16 protein-coding genes are annotated in these 21,311 nt (G+C 53.7%); 8 read left to right on the plus strand and 8 right to left on the minus strand.

Annotated features, from left to right (window positions below; genetic code table 11):
• Positions 1-303: 303 nt before the first annotated feature.
• The gene (locus tag H8K43_RS10040; RefSeq protein WP_186903693.1) at positions 304-3,441 is read left to right on the plus strand and encodes an Ig-like domain-containing protein; all 3,138 of its coding nucleotides are present in this window, start codon (positions 304-306) and stop codon (positions 3,439-3,441) included.
• A gap of 261 nt (positions 3,442-3,702) precedes the next feature.
• The gene (locus H8K43_RS19185) at positions 3,703-6,621 is read left to right on the plus strand and encodes an HD domain-containing phosphohydrolase (protein ID WP_186903694.1); all 2,919 of its coding nucleotides are present in this window, start codon (positions 3,703-3,705) and stop codon (positions 6,619-6,621) included.
• Here H8K43_RS19185 and H8K43_RS10050 read toward each other — a convergent pair.
• Positions 6,612-7,538 (minus strand): LysR family transcriptional regulator, encoded by a 927-nt coding sequence (locus H8K43_RS10050; RefSeq protein WP_186903695.1) that lies wholly within the window; start codon positions 7,536-7,538, stop codon positions 6,612-6,614. The two genes, H8K43_RS19185 and H8K43_RS10050, sit on opposite strands and share 10 nt — an antisense overlap.
• Before the next feature lie 119 nt (positions 7,539-7,657).
• Between H8K43_RS10050 and H8K43_RS10055 the strand changes: the two genes are divergently transcribed.
• From H8K43_RS10055 to H8K43_RS10065, 3 genes are all read left to right on the plus strand, one after another.
• Positions 7,658-8,662 carry a sodium-dependent bicarbonate transport family permease gene (locus tag H8K43_RS10055; protein ID WP_186903696.1) on the plus strand — a complete coding sequence of 335 codons (1,005 nt, stop codon included), beginning with the start codon at positions 7,658-7,660 and terminating at the stop codon, positions 8,660-8,662.
• A gap of 186 nt (positions 8,663-8,848) precedes the next feature.
• Entirely contained in the window at positions 8,849-9,646 is a 798-nt protein-coding gene (locus tag H8K43_RS10060; protein WP_230403815.1) for a YdcF family protein, read from the plus strand.
• Between the two features lie 11 nt (positions 9,647-9,657).
• Positions 9,658-9,969 carry a hypothetical protein gene (locus H8K43_RS10065; RefSeq protein ID WP_186903697.1) on the plus strand — a complete coding sequence of 104 codons (312 nt, stop codon included), beginning with the start codon at positions 9,658-9,660 and terminating at the stop codon, positions 9,967-9,969.
• A 59-nt stretch (positions 9,970-10,028) separates the two neighbouring features.
• Here H8K43_RS10065 and H8K43_RS10070 read toward each other — a convergent pair whose 3' ends face one another.
• Complete coding sequence (locus H8K43_RS10070) at positions 10,029-10,304, minus strand: hypothetical protein (RefSeq protein WP_186903698.1); 276 nt, start codon at positions 10,302-10,304, stop codon at positions 10,029-10,031.
• A 125-nt stretch (positions 10,305-10,429) separates the two neighbouring features.
• Here H8K43_RS10070 and H8K43_RS10075 point away from each other — a divergent pair, with 125 nt between their 5' ends.
• A complete protein-coding gene (locus H8K43_RS10075; RefSeq protein WP_186903699.1) occupies positions 10,430-11,350 on the plus strand; it encodes a LysR family transcriptional regulator in 921 nt (306 codons plus the stop codon).
• Positions 11,351-11,410: 60 nt separating this feature from the next.
• On the opposite strand, the gene H8K43_RS10080 is transcribed toward H8K43_RS10075, so the two are convergent.
• Both H8K43_RS10080 and H8K43_RS10085 read right to left on the minus strand, forming a co-directional pair.
• Entirely contained in the window at positions 11,411-12,814 is a 1,404-nt protein-coding gene (locus H8K43_RS10080) for an aspartate kinase (protein WP_186903700.1), read from the minus strand.
• 163 nt (positions 12,815-12,977) lie between these two features.
• Positions 12,978-14,951, minus strand: a complete 1,974-nt coding sequence (locus H8K43_RS10085) for a peptidase U32 family protein (protein WP_186903701.1) — start codon at positions 14,949-14,951, stop codon at positions 12,978-12,980.
• Between the two features lie 237 nt (positions 14,952-15,188).
• On the opposite strand from H8K43_RS10085, the gene dacB reads away from it, so the two are divergent.
• A complete protein-coding gene (dacB, locus tag H8K43_RS10090) occupies positions 15,189-16,640 on the plus strand; it encodes a D-alanyl-D-alanine carboxypeptidase/D-alanyl-D-alanine endopeptidase (protein WP_186903702.1) in 1,452 nt (483 codons plus the stop codon).
• Positions 16,641-16,828: 188 nt separating this feature from the next.
• Here the strand turns inward: dacB and H8K43_RS10095 are convergent, their stop codons facing one another.
• From H8K43_RS10095 to H8K43_RS10110, 4 genes are all read right to left on the minus strand, one after another.
• Complete coding sequence (locus H8K43_RS10095; RefSeq protein WP_186903703.1) at positions 16,829-17,731, minus strand: AraC family transcriptional regulator; 903 nt, start codon at positions 17,729-17,731, stop codon at positions 16,829-16,831.
• A 46-nt stretch (positions 17,732-17,777) separates the two neighbouring features.
• Positions 17,778-18,302: a GNAT family N-acetyltransferase gene (locus tag H8K43_RS10100; RefSeq protein ID WP_186903704.1), complete on the minus strand. Its 525-nt coding sequence runs from the start codon at positions 18,300-18,302 to the stop codon at positions 17,778-17,780.
• Positions 18,303-18,439: 137 nt separating this feature from the next.
• Complete coding sequence (locus H8K43_RS10105) at positions 18,440-19,258, minus strand: sugar phosphate isomerase/epimerase family protein (RefSeq protein ID WP_186903705.1); 819 nt, start codon at positions 19,256-19,258, stop codon at positions 18,440-18,442.
• Between the two features lie 39 nt (positions 19,259-19,297).
• Positions 19,298-20,137: a phytanoyl-CoA dioxygenase family protein gene (locus H8K43_RS10110; RefSeq protein ID WP_186903706.1), complete on the minus strand. Its 840-nt coding sequence runs from the start codon at positions 20,135-20,137 to the stop codon at positions 19,298-19,300.
• Positions 20,138-20,315: 178 nt separating this feature from the next.
• Here H8K43_RS10110 and H8K43_RS10115 point away from each other — a divergent pair, with 178 nt between their 5' ends.
• Positions 20,316-21,251, plus strand: a complete 936-nt coding sequence (locus H8K43_RS10115) for a LysR family transcriptional regulator (protein WP_230403818.1) — start codon at positions 20,316-20,318, stop codon at positions 21,249-21,251.
• The last annotated feature ends 60 nt before the right edge of the window (positions 21,252-21,311 follow it).

The following is a 21,311-nucleotide window of genomic DNA, read 5'->3' on the forward strand; positions in this document are numbered from 1 at the left end:
GTCCGGTACGGCTAAGCCCTGTTCATGCGGATCTGCCTCAACGATTTACAATAAGACAGGCATGTCTAGCTTTAATTACCCCACTTACATATCTTTACACAATCCCCGCTTTCCTGCCCCAAAGTGCAATAGGCGAAATTAGTTTCCGTTTGTAATCTTCATTGCTGCTAGGAACTTCCTGCGGCAGGATGTGTGCATCCGTGCTGTATGCATCGATTTACTCCCCTTATTTCAGAAACAGAGTTTCTGTTTTTGCTATGTTTTTCAGGTCAAACTACCTGATTTCGTCTTCCTCAGAGGTCTATGATGAAAGCAACTTTGCAACTTTTGACCGCGACTTGTGTCGCTGTCACCCTGACCGCTTGTGGTGGTGGCGGAGGTTCTACTTCAGAAACGCCAGCCAGCAGCGGCGCGACCGCACAGGTGCCAGCTACCGTCGGTGGTGCTGCTGTGCAAGCAAGCTCAGATACCACACTCACACTCAACTGGCAGGCGGTAGCCGGTGCCAGCTACTATGAAATTTGGCGTAATAACACCAACCCACAAGATCAGGCAGCATTTCAGTTAGTGTCCCGCCCTAACAGCAATAGCTATCAGGATTCCAATCTGGCGCCCGGTACCGACTATATGTATCGTCTGCATGCATGTGCCAGTACGGGCTGCTCCAAGCACGTAGAACTAGCAGGCAAAACCAAGCCTAAGGCTGTGACTATCGCGACCCCAGGCGTGCCACGCGCAGCTAAAATTGAAAGCAATCAAATCAGTCTGGAATGGACCGCAGTGGACGGTGCATCCAGCTACAAGTTGGAAAGAAATGCTCAGCTGATCGCGAACGGTGCTGATATCCGTCAAGTCACTTACCTCGACAGCGGCCTGGCGGCGGCGACCAAATATAGCTATCGCTTGCAAGCTTGTAATGGCAACACTTGCTCAGACTGGAGCACGGCACTCAGCGTGCAGACGTTGGCAGAAGTGGTGACACCACCCAAACCGCCAGTCGCACCAGCAATACCGGCTGCGCCCAGCGTGGCGGTCACCAATAGCAGCAGCCTGACAGTCTCCTGGACTGCGATCAGCGGCGCGAATCGTTATGTACTCAAACGTAATGGAGTACAAGTGGGTGGCGACGCCCTGAGTGCACTCAGCTTTGCAGATGCAGGCTTAGAACCGGGCACAGCGTACAGCTATCAGTTACAAGCCTGTATCGATAGTCTGTGTTCAGACAACAGTCCGGCCAGCACGGCCAGTACGCGCGCACGTTACAAAATCACCCTGACGACCAGTGGCTTTGATAACAGCACCGGCAACAATCTGAGCCTGGTAGTTGACGGCTATGCCGACAATGGATGGGTGCGAGGTACGGAAACGATTTCTGCTAATGGCAGCAAAACCAGCTTCATTCCCGTCCTCAACGGTGAAAAATATGGTGCTACGATTTCTGCACAACCGGCCAGCGGCCAAAGCTGCAGCGCTACGCCGACTGGCCGTACTTCAATTGCCAACAGCGACGTGACAATCAGCATCAGTTGCGTGACGCCTGCCGTGTTGAGCTTTGCTGAAGCCAGTAAATCTGTCGTCAGCGGTGTGACTGGCACAGCGATACAACTGGCAACTGCAAAAACCCTGAGCGGTGCGGCACTGAACAGCTTTGCGATCCGCTACAACAGCAGTAATCCGGCTGTAGCTACGGTTGATGCAACGACTGGCAATGTCAGCGCCCTGAATGCAGGCACCACGGTCATCACTGCCAGCTTACCTGCTGATTTGTACACCGCCACCAGTGCCAGCTATACCCTGACCGTGACGCCAGCTGTAGCCAAAACAAGGCTCGCCAGCATGGAGCTGGCACAGGTACTGGCACAGCGTCCCGGCAGCAAATACCAGACCCTGGTACCAGATCGCGACTTGCTGGTACGTGCTTATCTGTATGCACGCAGTGCAGATGCGGCCACACCGGCCACTAACGTAAAAATCGGTGGGGAACAATTCGCAATGACTTGCCCGGCGAAATTGCCCGCCGACGATAGCAGCAATGCGATTTCCTATACACTGAATCAGCATTGCTACACCACGATCCCAGGCCGCCTGATCAAATCCGGTGCCGCTATGGATATCGTGACCAGTGATGGTCAGTCACTGTCTGCCAATCTGGTCGTCAATGATGCCAATACGGTGCGTATCACGCTGGTGCCGCTGATCATCAATGGTCAAACTGCACAAATCCCAACGGCAGAAGTGTTGACGTCTGTGGTCAAACGCCTCATGCCGTTCGCGAACGTGGTCGTCACGGTTCATGCGCCATGGGCACCAGCAGGCACTTTTGATGACAGTCTCAGCGGCAAGGATCAGATGGGCCAGGTACTAAGCCTCGTCAACAACCTGCGCGTCAGTGAGAAAAGCAGTGACCATTACTACGGCATGGTACCTTGGGTGAAATGGAGTGGTACAACGGGTATTGGCTATGTACCGGGACTCGCTGCAATTGGACGCGATTTGCGCAGCGGTGCGGATGCAACCGATGAAACCATGATGCATGAAGTCGGACATAACCTGAGCCTGTCTCATGCACCTTGTGGCGGTCCGGCCGGTCCCGACCCTTACTTCTCGACCGATCCTTTGCCCTGGCCTAATTCAGATAAAGCACAGCTCAGCGAAGTTCCGCTGTACAACCAGGGCGCCGGTATTTTGTCATCCCCCGGGGTACTGGGTTCACGTTCACCTGATCTGATGAGTTATTGCGGCGGCAAACTCTGGTTCTCTGAATACAGCTTCAATAAAATCTCTGGCTATATTCGTACCAGAGCCAATTACAAAGCTGCAGCAGCGAATCAGGCAGCAGCCAATCCGGCTGCGCTGCAAAACATGATGATGATTTCAGGTGAGCTGAATGGAGGTACATTTATTCCATCACCAGTACAATTCCTCGGCAGCGGCTATACCGCGAATGCAGAAGAAGGCGATTATCAGTTGAAGATTGTCAGCAATGATGGCAAAACCACACTGCACCGATTCACACCGCTGCAACTCGATCATGCCGGCAGTATGCATGTCTCTGTCGTACTGCCAGCAATTGCAGGTATCGTCAGTATCGATGTGTTGAAACAAGGCCAGTTGTTGCCGAAAGCAGGTATGCTCAACACAGCCGCTGCACCAGCTAAAGCTACAACTGCATTGAAACTATCAGCAGATGCAGCGCCAGTCACAGCACAGGCCTTGACGACGGATCTGACGGCAAGCAGCCTGCGGGTACGCTGGAATCATCTGCAACAGCCATGGTTAAGCGTGATCCATATCGCTACCAATGGTAAGCGCACTGCACTGACGCTGTCAGCCACCGGTGGTGATCAGCGCCTGTCGCTACAACAGTTACCAGCAGGCGGCAGTATACAAATCAGTCTCAGCGATGGGCTCAATAGCAGTGTAAGTGTTCTAAAACGCTGAAATATCAAAACACTGTTACCTTATTTAAAGTAATTCAAGCAGAAATTAGCGCAGGTAAGTAAGGCCGGGAGCAAGTTCCCGGCCTTTTTTGTGACCGCCACACAACTCCGCAGCGATGCGCGGCCATTTTTTAGCCCTTAGCACGCCGACATTACCAACATTGCAATATTGTATGCAGCATTAGCTTTATACTAAAAATGCAAATGATCTCATGACAAAAGTATCCCCATCAGGCAGTGATTACAGTCAGAGGAAAATACCGTGCCTAAGTCCCGCCAAATCTCATTCCAGATTTATCTCTCCTACACCTTATTAGGCTTATTAATTTGCTTTTCTGCTGTGTTCGGTGTGATCTACTTTCAACGCATGGAACAAATTATCCTGCTACAGGCAGCTGGCAATTACGATCTGATCGGTCAATTCACTGCAGCCAAGCTGGAGGCCGTTTATAACGATGCGAAGGAACAGGCTGAATTGCTTGCACAAGCCATGCCTGTCGCAGGCAATACGCTGGAACAGCGGCTACAACACTTACCCTACATGATCAAAGCACTGGAGAATATCAAGACCTCAAACTCAGTCCAGATCGGTTATGCAAACGGCGAATTTTTCCGCCTGCAGAAAATTCGTTCCGCGCAGGATCGTCAGATCTATAAACTACCAGACGATGCGGTGTGGCTGGTACAAAACACCATCCTGCAAAACGGCGAGAGGCCTGTGCAAGTGCTGAGTTTCAATGCGCAGCTGGAAAAACTGAACCTGCACATAACCACATCGAATGATTACGATCCACGCCAGCGCCCCTGGTATCAGCAGGCACAACTTCAGCCTGAGCATGCGGTAGTCACCGGCCCCTATTACTTCCACTTTGGCCAAAGTATAGGTATCACCTACTCACAAAAAATACGTAATACCGATGCGGTAGTGGAAATGGCCATCAAACTCACCGACATCCTCGCGATCCTGGAGCAACAACAGGTCACGCCGGGTAGCCGGCTGGCTCTGATCGATCAGAAACATCAGGTATTGGCAATGAAAATCGCCAGCCGCGGCAGTTTTATTCCTCAAATTATTACTGAGCCGGATGGGAGTAAACGCTTACCAAAACTAGAAGATCAGGATACCCCGGTGCTACATGCGCTGCTGGCCTCGACACCACAGGAAAAGGGACACAGCCAGCTGATACGGGCACTGGATCAGGACTGGTCAGGATTTCAACGTCAGATCGAAGTCCCCGGCGGTGTCCCGTTGACGCTGTTGATAGTGAGTCCGCACAGTGAATTGCTGGCGCAAGTGCTGGAGTTAAAACAACACAGCCTGTGGATTTTTCTGAGTTTCCTGCTCATCGCCATTGCAGTCACGCTGTTGATGTCGCGCCGCTTCTCACGACCTTTGCAACAATTGGCCTCTGAAGCAAACCGGATTGCACGTTTTGATTTTGAGGCGCCGCCCAAAATTAGCTCCCACATCAAGGAAATTGCTGAACTTTCTCATGCCATGGCCGGTATGCGTGCCACTATCAATTCTTTCCTGTCGATCGCAGCTAATCTGAGCTCCGAAACTAATTTCGACAACTTACTGGCAAGGGTTTTGAGCGAGTTGTCTGCGGTCTGTCATGCCGATGCCGGCATACTGTATTTGTTTGACAGCGAACAAAAATCCTTCCATAGCACGCTGCGTTATCTGCATCAGAATATCGAAACTTGTCCCAAACAAGTGATTGCCTTCACTGAGCAGCATTTGCTGACCAGTACGGGCGATGCTGAAAGCAGCATGACTATACTCAGCAGAGAGGCGCTGCAACAGGCATTTCCGGCCATTTTTCCGGCCGGCCTGAGCACGGCTGAACAGTTGTATGTACTGACTATCCCCTTGCATGATAAGAAAAGACAACTGGTTGGCGCGATCGTATTAGTACTTGAGGGTGAAACTATCGACAGTGGCCGTCAAGCCATGGCTGTCGCTATTTCGGGGACTGCGGCAATCGCAATTGAAAATCAGCGCCTGGTGAGGGAACAAAAAAAATTATTAGAAGCATTTATCCAGTTGCTGGCCATGGCGATCGATGCAAAAAGCCCTTATACCGGTGGTCATTGCCAACGTGTTCCCGATCTGACCAAACAACTGGCAAAGGCTGCCTGCGATGAGAAGGCCGGTATATTCGCCAGTTTCCAGATGACAGAAGCTGAGTGGGAAGAGCTGCATATCGCGGCCTGGTTACATGATTGCGGCAAGGTCACCACGCCGGAATACGTGTTCGATAAGGCGACCAAACTGGAAACTCTGTATGACCGTATACATGAAATCCGTATGCGTTTTGAGGTCTTGAAACGCGATGCAGAAATCGACTACTGGCAAAGACTGCATGCCGGTGGTGAGCCACACCGGCTGGCAGCTGAGCGCGATCAGTTGCTGGCGACACTGGACGAAGAATTTAGCCTGATTGCCGATTGCAATCTGGGTGCTGAATTTTTATCTGCCGAAAAAATCGCGCGTATCCATGCCATCGGACAACGCAGCTGGATGCGTACTTTATCCGACCGTATCGGTATCTCTCACAGCGATCTGCAACGCAAGCTGGCGTGCGCAGAGCCCAGTCTGCCGGTACAGGAATACCTGCTCGATGATAAACCTGAACATCTGATTGAACGTGAAGCACATGATCAGATCGCTGCAAATAATCCGCATCAGTTCAAGGTAGAGGTGCCGGAGTATCTTTACAATCGAGGTGAGCTGTATAACCTGTGCGTGGCACGCGGTACCCTGTCAGCAGAAGAGCGCTATAAAATTAATGAGCACATGATACAAACTATACGCTTGCTGGAACAATTGCCTTTGCCCAGGCATTTGCGCCAGGTACCACATCTTGCAGGTTCACATCACGAAAAACTCAATGGCACAGGCTATCCGCGTCGCCTCAGTGCTGAGCAAATGGGGGTCAAAGAAAGGATCATGGCAATCGCTGATGTATTCGAAGCCTTAACCGCTTCTGACCGTCCCTATAAAACCGGCAAAACCTTATCGGAATCCCTGAACATCATGCGCTTTATGGTCAAAGATCGGCATTTAGACGGGGATCTGTTTGCGCTGTTCCTGCGCTCCGGCGTATATCTGGATTACGCCAGACGCTATCTGAAGCCGGAACAGATAGACACGATACAGATCGCAGACTATCTGTGAGCGGGAGCAGACGGAACAACAGCCGCTTCAGCCCGCGCACTGGCCTGCAGATAGCTCAGAAATTTCTGTGCCACCGGCGTCAGGCGTTTGCCTTTGGGATAAACGATGTACCAGTTAGAGTGGATAGGAAAACCGGCCACTGGTAATTCCAGCAAAGACTCATCCACCAGATGTTCGCCCAGCGCATGTTGCGATAACACCGCGATGCCCATCTCTGCTGCCACCGCCTGTTTGATCGCCTCATTACTACCCAGCTCCAGCCTGACCCTGGCTTGGAAGCCCTGCTCCGCGAAATAGCGGTCACAGGCCAGCCGCGTGCCTGAACCTTTTTCACGCAAAATAAAACGCTCATCGGCTAAATCGCTGAGCTTCAGGCGTTTTCTGCCTGCCAGCGGATGACTGACCGCAGCAATCACACGCAGCGGATTCGGTAAAAAAATCTCCTGCTCGATATCCAGATCTTTAGGTGGTATCGACATGATGGTCAGATCATCACGGTTATCGCGCAAACGCTGTAGCACGCCATCGCGGTTCTGTACTTCAAGCGCGATATCTATCTCAGGGAATTCGCGGCAAAACGCACCCAGCATGCGCGGCACAAAGTATTTGGCAGTGCTCACTACCGCCAGCCGCAAACGGCCCTGGGTCAGGCCTTGCATGGCAGCGATTTTCTGAGCAAACACTGACCATTCCTCAGTCATGGCGCGCGCAGCGATGGCCAGTTCTTCACCAGCCGCAGTGATATACAGTTGCTTGCCTATCACTTCATACAGCGGCAAGCCTACCGCATCCTGCAAATCACGCATCTGCATAGAAATGGTGGGCTGCGTCACATGCATGCTGTGCGCCACTGCGGTCAGGCTGCGTAATTCCACCAGTGCCAGAAACAGCTTCAATTGCCGGAAAGTGACATTCATAGATTTTTCCTGATGATAAATGCGATAAAAATTGATTTTACCTGATAGTTTATCTTCCCTATCATGCGCCTCAATTCCACTCTGTAACGGCGCCGCAATACCTATGCGCCCCTCCCATCATGAATAGCTTACTTGATCCCGCCATCCTGTTTTTTGTGTTCGGTATTTTCGCCGGACTGATACGTTCAAATTTGGAGATACCAGCCCAGATTGCGCGTTTTTTATCACTGTATCTGTTGATGGCACTCGGCCTTAAAGGTGGCTTCGCGCTCGCCCATTCCGGCATGAACTGGGACATCGCACGCAGCCTGGGACTTGCTGTCGCGCTGGCGTTGATCGTCCCCACACTCAGTTATCTGGTGCTGCGTAAGCTGGTGTCGGGCTTTGATGCAGCGGCGCTGGCAGCCACCTATGGCTCAGTCAGCGCAGTCACTTTTATCACAGCTACCCAATATCTGGAAAAACACGAACTCAGCTATGGCGGTCATATGTCAGCAGCCATGGCGCTGATGGAATCACCTGCCATCGTATTCGCCGTCTTAATTGCCAACACCTTGCGCCAGGCAGCGCCCGCTTCCACTGGGAGCGTGCAAGCCGGAGCAGCGCCAGCCAACACTGCGCCTTCCGGCATAGGCAAAATCGTGCATGAATCGCTGACCGATGGCGCACAGTTGCTATTGATCGGCGCCATGCTGGTCGGCATCCTGAGTGGCGACACCGGCAAAGCCGCGATGCAGCCGTTTTCCGGCGATCTGTTCAAGGGCATGCTGGCTTTCTTCCTGCTCGACATGGGGCTGAAAACCGCGCGCAGTCTGCCTGAGCTGCGTGACAAGTCACCTTTGCTGCTGGCCTGGGCCGTACTGGCACCGGTCTGCCATGCAGCACTGGCGCTGGGTCTGGCCTGGCTGTTAAAGATTCCAGCCGGGGATGCAGGACTACTCATGGTGCTGGCCGCCAGTGCCTCCTATATCGCTGTGCCTGCAGTATTGCGCTACGCCGTGCCTGAGGCTTCTCCCTCACTGTATTTCAGCCTGTCTTTAGGACTGACCTTCCCGATCAATATCCTGTTTGGTATTCCGTTTTATCTGCAGACCGCTCAAAGCGTGCTGGGTGGCGCTCACTGAGCCGCCTGGCACTAGAAAATAATGCCAGACCAGGACACTAAAATGAGGCATAGGAGTCACTCCGAAAGCAAGTTAAAATGCCCGCGTTTGTTCAATATTGACAAGAGTACGGTGCAGAAAATTCACACTCTCAAGCTGGTCGCCCGCAGCACTGCGCTGGCAGAACCTGAATCAGGAGAAGATCGTTTGACTCGTTTTAGTTTGACTCACTTTATTCCGCAATTGCTGATCGTACCCGGTGCACTGCTGATCATCGATGCCATCTATGTCATGTGGCGCGGTGTTTTTCATTTTGGGTCTTTTTTTCCGCTATTTGTAGGATTGATGCTGGTTCTGGCCGGTGGCTACTGGCAGCGCTTGCGCAACTGGTTTTCCGCCGCTACATGGCGGCGCTGGCTGTGGCGTCTGGGCTGGGGTGCAGCTTTAGCATGGGTGGGCAGCGTTGCGGTGTTTTTCTGGCATATCCAGCATGGCTATCAAACCGACCTGAACAGCGCAGGAAAGCCGGTCGATACCATACTGATACTGGGCTCAGGGACGCTGCATTGTCAGGCTTCGCCAACCCTGGCTGCGCGGCTGGACGCGGGCATCGTACAGGCGCAGCGCCTGCCACAAGCGATGATCATGGTGAGTGGTGGTAAAGACTGGCGGCGTGACTGTACTGAGGCGCAGATCATGAGCGACTATCTGCGTTCACACGGCATACCCGCTGTGCGCATCTGGCAAGAAGAACGCAGTACCAGCACCTATGAAAACTTTGTCTTCAGCCGCGCACTGCTGCTGCAATATGGCGTCGAACCAGAACAGGGTTTGCTGATCGTGACCAGCGATTTTCATAGTCTGCGCTCGGCCAGGATTGCGCAACGCGCCGGCTTTAGTCATACTGCCAGCGCTACGGCAGAAACGCCTTTGTATCTGCGTTATAACGTATGGTTACGCGAGTATTTTTCTTTTATCAGCGGTTATCTGCTGGGTGAGTATTAATCATGAATAGCATGAATTCAAACAAACTGGATCTGGCGACAGTACAGACTAAATTCAAAGTCATGGCGCTTGCTACTTTATTTTGCTTCAGCGCCCTAGGTTGCGTAGACCTGATGCAGGCAATCAATAACGCCTCGGTCGCGCATGGCATGGTGGGCATTGCTTTCATCGCCTTTTCTTTGTGCTCCTGCCGCCGCGTGTTATATGCAGGTACACCGCAGAAAACAGCACCAGCCAGTCAGCTGTGGGGCGCGCTGTATTACAGTTCCTGCATTATCCTGATCATCGGCGTTGCTTTAAAACGCGGCTGGATACAATTCTGAACGACGATGCGGTCAACACCAGGCGCTGACTTATAGCGCAGACGCTTCAGCGTCGCGCGTCAGGCTGAGCGGCGCTGAACCTCGCACTGCTGTTCCGTAATCAGTGCTGGCAGGCTGACTGCAGTACCGCTCAATGAGCGCAAACACACGGCCTCTTCAGGCGATTCCTGTTGCAGGATGCCTGGAATCTCACTGCGTCCTATACCCAGATCCTGCAATTCTCTGTCTTCCATACCACGTAAATCCAGCGCATCTCGGCCTCGTGCAATGCGCTGCTGATGCAGCCAACTACGGCAAGCTTTAAGCAGCGCAACCATCCCATTTCGATTTGCCATCTCACACCTCCTGAAGAATTGACTGCTATCTTGCGACCTCAGATTAAATCAGGGAAGTGACAAATTCTGATCGATATAATCAGAAAAACTGATAAGCTGTTTTACTTAGCTATACAGGAGGCAGCATGCGCGAACTGAGTCTGGATCAGTTAAAAACCCTGATCGCGATCATCGACCTGGGTACCTTCTCGGCTGCTGCACAGGCACTGCATTTATCGCAACCCACCATCAGTCTGCATATCGCCGAACTGGAACAGCGTTTCGATACGCCTTTATTGGTACGGGGTGGACGGCGAGTGACAGCAACAGCGGCTGGCCTCACACTAGCTGAGCATGGCAGGAAATTATTACGCGACGCCGACGAAGCCATCGCGGCAGTGGGGCGACAGGTGGCAGGTGTCGAAGGTCGCGTCAGACTGGGTGCATCCAGCGGTATTCTGGTGTATCAACTGCCGCAAGTGATGGAAACCCTGGGCCGCCAGTTTCCGGATATTGATGTGAATGTCAGCATCACTGGCTCCGCTGAAACACTGCAAGGGCTGGAACAAGGCACGCTGGATATAGGCATCGTCGCGATGCCACAAAACCCACCCAAAGAAATCAGCATCCGTCACTGGCGTACTGACCCGATGATGGCGTTTTTACCAGCCGCCTGGCAAGCGCCAAAAATCATCACACCCGACTGGCTGGCGGATAAGCCGCTGATTTTCAACGAGCCCAGTACCCATATGTACCGGCTGACTATGGAATGGTTTGCAGCCGCTGGTTATGCACCGCGTGCCAAGATAGAGCTGAATTACACGGAAGCCATGAAGAGTCTGGTCGCGGCTTCCTATGGTGCAGCTATTCTGCCGCTGGATACGCCTGACCCGACGCGGCTGCAACCTATGCTACAGCTGCGTCCTCTACGTCCTGCCTTGCCGCGCCATATCGGTATCGCGCACCGGCCGCTGGCTACGCTGGACGGTGCAAGCCGGAATTTTTTAGCGATACTGGAACAATTCCGGCAAAGCCCGGGTGGCAAAAAGACGCTTCGCACAAAATAAAAAGGGCTGCAATTCGTCAGCAGCCCTTGTTATTAGTAATTAACGATAGCGTCTACGCTCTTATTTGCCGAAAAATTCCTCATGCACCAGACGCAGCGCGAGCTTGCGGTCTTCCTGCTGCACCAGCATATAGGCCGCCACTTCGCTTGCTCCGGCGGCTGCCAGACGTACTCTTACGCCACCGGCCAGCGCCGCCGACAAAGCGCGGCTCGCAATCGCACTGCCCACATCGGAAGCATCCAGCACGCCATCGCCAACCACGGCAACAATGGCAACCGCATCATCACGGCTGACATTCACTACGCCCGCCAGATGATGTTCGGACAAAGCGGCATACGCCGCATCCAGATGATCGCGTGCCAGCAAAATATTGATCGCCGTTTGTGCCGTCAACACGCTCTTGATATTGATGCCGTGCTGGTCCAGCGTATTGGTCACCTGTGCCAGAATACCGGCTTTGAAACCAACGCCGGGACCGTGTAACTTGAGGATGGCAACATCGTCGGTAGAGCTCACGCTTTTCACCACATCGCGCGTGACATGGCGTTGCGCATCGATGATGGTGTAAGGCTGCAAGCCACGTTCAGGCTGGGTGATATTGAGAATGCGAATAGGAATATCGCGGTCAAACAAAGGCTCAACTGTGCGCGGATGCAGGATTTTTGCGCCGAAATACGACAATTCCGCCGCTTCCAGATAATTCAGTTGCGAGATAGACCGTGGCGCACTGACCGCGCCCGGATCAGCACTCAGGAAGCCATCCACATCCTTCCATACATCCAGCGATTCCGCCGAGATGCAAGCCGCAATCGAAGCCGCTGAATAATCCGAACCGCCGCGCCCGAACAGCGTGGTTTTGCCCTGTGCATCGACGCCATAAAATCCCGGCACCACAAACACCACATCATCTGCCAGCGCGGCAGAAACGGATGCGGTGCTGGCTGCAAAATCACAGGCCGAGTTACCGAATACGCCATCGGTAATCAGACCTATATCTTCAGGTAAGGCTTCACGCGCAGCGATGCCGCGACTCAGCAAGACCTCAGTCAGCAACAGACTGGACAGACGCTCGCCATAACTTAAGATCGCATCATTCACAAAGGTCGGCACATCGCCTATGCAATGTATGCCAGTCAGATAGCGGTCCAGCTGATCCAGCCGCGCGCCAAGTGCCTGTTCGGTACGTGCTCTGTGCTCAGGGTCGCTGATATTCGCTTCCAGTATCTGTTTTTTCAGCGCACGCAGGGTTTGCGTGTAGTTCTGGCTTTCGGCCAGTGCGGCCTTGGTTCCGGCACCTTCTCTGGCGGCCTGTACGCAGGCGATGAGTGCATTGGTAATCCCATAAAACGCGGAAACCACCAGCACCAGCGGGCGCTGGTAGGCTTGTACCACATTCACGACACGGTCGATATCCTGCGGCTGACGCAGGTTAGAACCACCAAATTTGACGACGATTTTTTTCATGCGGAATTCCAGAGCTAAGAGAACAGACGATTTGTAAAGTCAGCCCTACAGGTTACCGCCGCCAGCCATGCTGGTCAAATCCTGTCGTAAAAATGGCTCAGACGGAGGCTATCCGGCTGAGCCATTCAGGCTGGAATCGGTGATTTCAGCGATTTCAGTGATGTTAATGATTCGCTGGTCTGGTCTTGTGAAACACCAGCGGGCTGTATGCGACTGAGGATGGCGGTGGCGCTTGCAGGATATGTGGTTTCATCGCACCGATGATATGCATTTCACAGGGCTTGCAGTCAAACTTCAGGGTATATTTTTCTTCGCCTGTGACCAGTGTCATGGGTTCGGCCTTAACCTGCCCCTGCACACCTTTCACACCCTTGGCCTGTTTCGGGCAGAGGTTGAATGAGAAACGCAGGCAATGCTTGGTAATCATCAGCGAGACTTCGCCCGCTTCTTCATGCGCCTCATACGCTGCGGCGATCAGTTGCACACCATGCTTTTGATAAAAGGCACGTGCCTGGCTGTTATACACATTGGCCAGATAGCTGAGCGTGGTTTCCGGATAAGGCACAGGCGGTTCCTGTGCCGGGGTGCGCTGCGGACGCTGCCAGGCTGCACTGCGTGCCGCTTCATGCGCCGCCACAGCGTCACGGCGCAAGGCATTGATCACGGAAGAAGGGACGAACCAGGGCTGACGCAGACGCAGTTCCACACTGGCGGCTTCAAACATGGTGTTACCCAGCTTGGCCAGGCTGTCACGTAAGCCTGACTCGGCCTTATCGGCCTGCTGCGCCGGCTCCAGCGTACAAGCCAGCTGTACCGCAGAATGCACACCATCCTCGTCGGTCATGGCCAGTTGTAAACCTTGCTCATGGTCAGACAAGGTCAGCCAGACTGGCACGCGACGCTCGGCTGATTTTTTGGTCAGCGCCTGTTCCCAGCGGTGATCGCGGTTACGGTTAATCAGCAAGCCCACTTTCAAGCCAGCCAGCTCACTGATTTTTTCATTCGGGAATACACGCCAGATTTCGCCATTTTCATTACTGCCCTGACGTTCAACGGTATTCGCCTGTATGCCCATCACTTCGCGCTTGAGCATGTAATTCAGGCCGTCGCCATTGGCCATGGCTTCATTGGTTTCCAATTCAAACCAGGTGCTGCCGATACGTGTGACGTAACCCAGATGCAGGCCCACATATTTGGGCGAGTCGAAGGCACCGATATTGTCCAGCCTGCCGTTTGCAAAATAATCGGTATGACCACGATGGAAGTTTTTATCCACATCCGGTGTGAAAGCAATCTGACTGCGGCCACTGGAGGCACGGCTGAATTCCGGCCTGCGTTCCAGAATCTCATCCAGCAGCAAACGGTAATGAGCGGTGATATTTTTGACATAGCCCATGTCTTTATAACGGCCCTCGATCTTGAGCGACTGCACACCGGCATCAATCAAAGCTTCAAGATTGCGGCTCTGATCATTGTCCTTCATCGACAGCAAATGCTTTTCGTAAGCGACTACCCTGCCCTCACCATCAGTCAGGGTATAAGGCAGACGGCAGGCTTGCGAACAGTCGCCGCGATTGGCGCTGCGCCCGTTATCCGCATGCGAGATATAGCACTGCCCGGAAAATGCGACGCATAAAGCGCCGTGCACAAAGTATTCGAGTGGGGTCGCTACTTCGGCCTTGATCGCGCGAATCTGTTCTATCGTGAGTTCACGCGCCAGCACCAGTTGAGAAAAACCGGAAGCGCCGAGGAAACGGGCCTTATCCACCGTGCGGATATCGCACTGGGTACTCGCGTGTAACTGCATGGGCGGAAGATCCAGCTCCATGATGCCCATGTCCTGAATAATCAGCGCATCAACGCCCGCATCGTAGAGCTGATGGATCTGACGGCGCGCCGGCTCCAGCTCAGACTCATGCAAAATCGTGTTCATGGTGACGAAGATGCGCGCATGGTAGCGATGTGCAAAGCGCACCAGCTCGGCAATCTCGCTGACCTCATTGCTGGCGTTATGGCGCGCACCAAATGAAGGGCCGCCGATGTACACCGCATCCGCACCATGCAGAATGGCTTCTTTGCCTATTTCTATATTTTTGGCGGGGGCTAGCAGTTCTAGCTGATGAGCAAGCAGGGTCATGATCAAACCAGTGGCGGGGAAAAGGGCGAAATTATAACGAAATCAAAGGCTTATGTCCTGTTATGTCCCGATTAGCAGGCTTTGTGAGCAAAAAACCATGTTCTTTTCCTTAGCGGCGACACCCGCTGCGGCAGCCCCGGGCAATTGACCAGACGCAGTCAGCGTGGTCTGATGTGCGTATATGCTATGTATGCGCCTTCAATACCAGACTTTACCCTGTTTACCCTGAACCAAGCTATGTTAAAAAAACGTCCGCTGTTATACCGCTTAGCCTTGCTGCCCTGCGTGCTGCTACTGCCCGTATCTGTCGCATGGGCCCAGAGTGCGCTGCCTGCCAAAGTCAGCGAACTGCTACAGCAAAATGAGCTTCCTTCGTCTGCCTTGAGTCTGACCGTAATCGCGGCTGACAGCACGACACCACTGCTGCAACAACAGGCTGAACAGCCAGTCAATCCGGCCTCCACCATGAAGCTGGTGACCACCCTGGCCGCGCTGGAAGAACTGGGTCCGCAATTCCGCTGGAAAACCCGCTTTATGAGCGAGGCCACGATCACCCGCGAAGTCCTGAAAGGGAATCTGTACCTGAAAGGCGGCGGCGATCCCAATCTGACCTGGGATAAATTTGCACTCATGCTGCGTACTCTGCGCCAGCAAGGCATACGCAAAATCCAGGGTGATCTGGTGCTGGACCGCAGTTACTTTAATCCGCAAAGACTGGATCTGGATGCGGCGCCATTTGATGAGCATCCCGATGCGTATTACAACGTGATCCCGGATGCGCTGCTGATACACAGTAATCTGAGCTCTGTGCAAATTACGTCAGACAGTAAAAAAATTCAGGCCAGCCTGCTGATGCCACTGGATAAAGTCAGCGTCGAGACGCATCTGCATTTCAACCAAAAAAGCTGCGCTGACTGGGAAAAAGAATGGCAGCCGCCGCAAGTAGCCACCCAGCCGCGCGATGTGCTGGAGTTGCGCCTGAGTGGAGGCTTTCCAAAGAACTGTCAGATCACGAATCATCTGAATCTGCTGGATCGCAATCAATACATCGCACGCCTGTTCCGTCAGCTATGGCAGGAAATGGGCGGCAGTTGGCAAGGTCAGGTCGTCGATGGCACGACTCCAGACTCGGCGAAACTGCTGGTCGAGCGGCAATCCGACACACTGGCAGAAACGGTAAGGGTGGTGAATAAATTTTCCGACAATATGATGGCACGCAGTCTGCTGCTGACACTGGGTGCAGAACAGGCAACAGCGGGCAACAGTCTGGATCAAGGCAGACAAAGAATACGCGACTGGCTGCACAAAAAGCAGATCGCTGACAGCGCGCTGGTGGTAGAAAACGGCTCAGGTTTGTCGCGCAATGAACGCCTCAGCAGCCAGCTGCTGGCTCAGGTGCTGCAGACCGGCTGGCGCAGTAGCTGGAATGCCGAATACCTGAGCAGCCTGCCCATTGTGGCGCTGGACGGCACCATGCGCCGTCGTCTGAAAGGCAGCGCAGCGGATTCACGCGCACGCATCAAAACCGGTACCCTGAAAGACAGCGTCGCCGTTGCAGGCTATGTACGCGATATACGAGACCAGACCTGGATAGTGGTTGCCATCGTCAATCATGATGCGGCCTCCAGAGCCAAACCCGCGCTCGATGCGCTGATAGACTGGGTCGCTGCCGGGCGGCCAAATCTTTAAGCGTCTTGCGCTGAGCAAGATAAGGCAAACGACCTGGACCGCATAGTCAGGCTGTGTTTGCCGGGACTGACCATGCTAACAAGGTTGTCTATTCCCGACTCGCGTCACTTTGTGATGCAGGATCAGCCGGAAGTGCTGGCGGCCAGATTACAGGAGTTTCTGAGCAGCCTGCGCTAAAAATGCCGCTGTCAGCGCAGCGGCAGAAAAATATCCAGCTCTGCCTGCTGCTCAGACACATCGGGGTAAAAACGCAGCCTTTGCAAAAAGACCGGGAAGTCGCGCAACTCCTCGCCGCTGGCGGGGAGCCAGGTATTAAACAGATAGCCTATGCTGTGTTCCAGCTGACTGTCCGGCCCGGTATGACGCAGCACGGCGCAGCGCCCGGCTGGAATGGTTTTCGCGATGATACCAGCCGCCGCATAGGATTCCGGCTGATCGACTGCGACACCGACATCCAAACGAAATTCAGCAGCTGGCACATGATCCGGATGAGCATACAAAATATTGAAGGTGCGGTAGCGACCAGGTGGCAGTTTTTCCTGGCGACGCCAGGCGATAAACTTCTGCAAGGTATCACCAATCAGCGCAGGGTCACCACGGTGCTCCATACAGGCCAGCGCAGTCGCTGGGAAGTCGATAATACGTACATCTTGATGCGCAAAATTCATAGCTACACTCCGGTTAGCGGGAATCAAAGAACAAGCCTGATGCCAGGTCGGCCAGTCGGGTGCAGCGCGAAACGCGGTGGGCGATTGCCCGCTCATTTGTCTGAATGCCCGGGAAAAAGCAGCGAGCGATTCAAAGCCATGATCGAGTGCGATGCGGGTGACTGACAAGGAAGTGCGGAATGCGAGTTGAGATCCGGCCCGGCGCAAGCGCGACTGCAGCACATACTGATGCAGACTGAGTCCGAATACGCTGGCGAACTGGCGATGAAAATGAAAACGCGACATCGCAGCCAGCGCACTGAGACTGTCCAGCGACAAATCTCCATCCGGACAGGCATCAATATAGGCAGCGACTTGTTCAAAACGCTGCCTGTAATGCGCCCGCCTGGCTTGCTCTGTGTGCAGGCTGCTCTCAGTATTCATCTGCATTCCTGTTTCCTCCTGACAGACTGCAGCTTAAGCCTTGTACTCATGCCGGGTTTGATGAATCTTGCTGAATTGCGCCATCCGGCACATCAGACACATCAGACACATCAGACACATCAGGTACATCAGGTACATCAGGCGCTGCCAGCCTGAGTAAATAGTAATCGCCATGCTCAGATGTCGCACGCTGCACCACTGTCCAGCCCATGCGCAGATAAAAGGCATACGCGGCGTGATTCTTGACGACGCATTTCAAATGCCAGGGGCAGGCTAAGTACGTATGCAAGGCATGCAGCAGACTGCGTCCGACACCACGTCCTTGCGCATGCTGCGCGACATACAAATGATGGATAAAAGCATGCTCAGGCTGATACGAAAGAAAACCAGCCACGACGCCGGGTTCCAGTTCTGCGAGCAGTATAGTTTCACCGACAGAGGCAGCGGCAAAATCATCGGTCTTATTTGCTTGCCTTACAGCGGCGGGCAACCAGTCTGCGTTGCGCATAGCCTGACTGAACAGGGATTGAATGGCAGGGAGATCAGCAGTGACGGCGATTCGGATTTGCATCAAATTGAGCTCAGCGTAGAGGAAGTGAGCCCATTATAAGACCTAAAAAAGCGAGCTGGGCTGAAACGCAGACATCAGGTCTTGCCGTCTGCATCCAGCCTCAGCGCGCTTGCTTAGCTGCTTACTACTGCCTGATTTCAGTCCTGAAAACGCGCACGCAATAACTGCATCATCGCCACATTCAATTCCCAGGCATCGCTGACCACCTGATTGGTATAAGGCAGGGTTTGTGTGTACGGGGTCGGACCGAACTCGGGCGTGATCGTCAGATAAGTCTCGCCACGCGCCTGGCGCTGCTGCAGGATCTGATCCCACCAGCCTAAATGCTGTTCCAGCGCGGCGGCATGTTCCGGCGCACGGAAGTCATTCACTTGCGGCCCCTGCTGATGACCGACCCGTGCATGGATATGACGTACCTGAGGAAAGACCTGCGCCAGCATGTCAGCCTGATCTTCCAGCAGCGATTCGCAGGCGACACACCAATGCGATAAATCCGCATTGAGTTGCAGTTGCGGACGCTGCTGCAAATACGGCATGAGTAACATAGGATGACCGCTGAAGCGGCTGCGATGAATTTCATGCACGATGGGCACGCCGGTTTCCTGACTGATGCTGTCAGCCAGATCCAGCAATTCACTGTTTTGCGCAAAGCTGTAAAAATCCTTGCCAGTGTGGGTATTGACCAGCACAGGATTGGCCGCACACGCGTTTTGCAGCAATTCGCGCAAGGCCTGTTTATGCGCCTTGAAGTCGCTGTGAAACACGGTCTCCCATTGCTGGGCGATCAGTAATAAGCCCGCATCTTCTATGGCCCGGGTCCAGGCTTCACGCTCTTTTTGCTCCAGCGGCAACGACATTTCTATGCCATCAAAACCGGCTGCCCTCACGCTGGCGATCCAGCTGTCGCGCGCGATATGCGCATTGCCCCAGTGCGGGGCGAAAATCTGTAATTTCATGCTTACTTTCGCTTGTAAGTTCACGCGCCTGAGGTGGTTTTACACAAATCCACGCACCGGAAATTCAGGACCGCGTTGTATCCAGTTACCCGCAGAATACTGCGTCTTCCCATCAGTCACATGCAGGGTATACGCATGACGTGACACGGGTGAACGGTTAGGTGCGCTGTAATGCGGCAGCAAGCCGTGGAAACAGACCAGACTGCCCGCCTTCACTTCCAGTGGTACTGCAGTACTGTCGTCCGGCCATGGCAGGTCGGATAATTTTTCTACCCTGACCTGATCCCCCTCACGCACAAAGCGTTCGCGCATAGGGCTGCGATGACCGCCCGGCTCAGCCCACAGGCAGCCATTCTCCAGCGTTGCGTCTTCTAATGCAAACCAAAAGGTGGTGACGCTGACCGGATCCGTTTCAAAGTAAGTCGCATCCTGATGCCAGCGTACTTCACCGCCTATGCCAGGCTGCTTGAAAATATACATGGATTGCCAGATTTCCGGCTGTTGCAAACCCAGTTGTTGCGCCACTGTCGCCAGCGCCTGACCACGTGAGAACGCACTGAATACCGGGTCCAGGTCATGTATGGCATGGCCTATTTTATTGATAGACAGCGCTTTGGGCTGGCGTAACTGGCCTTCGCTGTCAAACGCTTCCTCTTCAAAAAAGCAGCTGATGTTATTAGCGGAATTCAGAAAATAATGATCGATTTTCCTTTCCTGTTCCTTGGTAGTGAAAATCGAGACTGACTCCGCCGGATCAAACGCATCGACGATGGCGCCAGCACGCTCGCGCAGCGCGGCGATTTCAGTTGCGGTTTTAAAATCGGGGACGACCACATAACCATCCTGGTGGAATTGGGCGATCTGTTCTGCATTTAACATAGTCACTCCTGAAAAATTAAGTTTGATAGCGCTGCGACCGCGTCTGGCGCAAGGTATTGATGTAGCGCAAGTGTAGCCAAACCCAGGCACTCACCACAATACAGACAATCATTGACATATTGTCGCAATTTTATTGACAATACTTGTACAGGGCGCCGCCTTTCGCTTAGGAGCATGCATGGATCAGTTAAAAGCAATGGAAATTTTTGTCGAAGTGGCGCGGCTACGCAGCTTCAGCGCGGCCGGACGTCAGCTGGGCTTAAGCCGTGCGCTGGTCAGCAAACATATCCAGCAACTGGAACAACATCTGGGGGCCAGGTTATTGCACCGCTCTACGCGGGAAGTCAGCCTGACCGATAACGGCCAGGCGTTTCTGGCTCCCTGCAGTGCCAGCGTTGAGCATGCGCGACAGGCACGTGCCGCCATTGGCAATGACAGTAACATCCTGCAAGGCAGTCTGCGCATACAGGCGCCCAGCAGTTTTGGCACCGAATGGCTGGCCGATGCGCTGGCGCGCTTCGCTTTGCTGCATCCACAATTGCAACCCAGCCTGCATCTGGATGATCAGTTGCTCGACCCGGTGCGCTATGGTTTTGATCTGAGCATACGGGTCGGCGGCATCCCGGACAGCCATGGTTTGCATATGCGGTCGATTGCACCTTGCCGTGGCGTGTTATGCGCCAGCCCGGCTTATCTGGCACAACATGGCATGCCACAACATCCGGCCGAACTGAGCGCACACCGCTGCCTGCATTTTCAGCATCTGACCCAGGGTGTGCAATGGGAATTTCAACGCGGCGAAGAAAGGCTCAGCGTGGAAATTCAGCCCGCTTTCAGCGCCAATAATGGCAAGGTGTTGCATCAGGCCGCGCTGCTGGGCGTGGGCATCGCCTATAACACCAGCTTTCTGGCCTGGCGAGATCTGTGCGAAGGACGGCTGCTGCCGGTATTGGCGGACTGGCAATTGCCGCTCAATCATTTCACCGCCTTGTATCCGGCCACCCGCTATGTCTCGCCTAAAGTGCGCGCACTGATCGATTACCTGCTGGCCCAATATCAGCCCGAACCAGCATGGGATAAAGCTTTGCGCGAAGCCGGGCTGTGCGCGCATTGAACAAAGTACGGTCACGCCGGAATATTGACGCGTTGCTAATTTGCAATAGCATGAGCAGAA

The sequence above is a fragment of the Cognatundibacterium curvum genome (genome assembly GCF_014284235.1).
GTDB classification, from domain to species: Bacteria; Pseudomonadota; Gammaproteobacteria; order Burkholderiales; family Burkholderiaceae_D; genus Undibacterium; species Undibacterium curvum.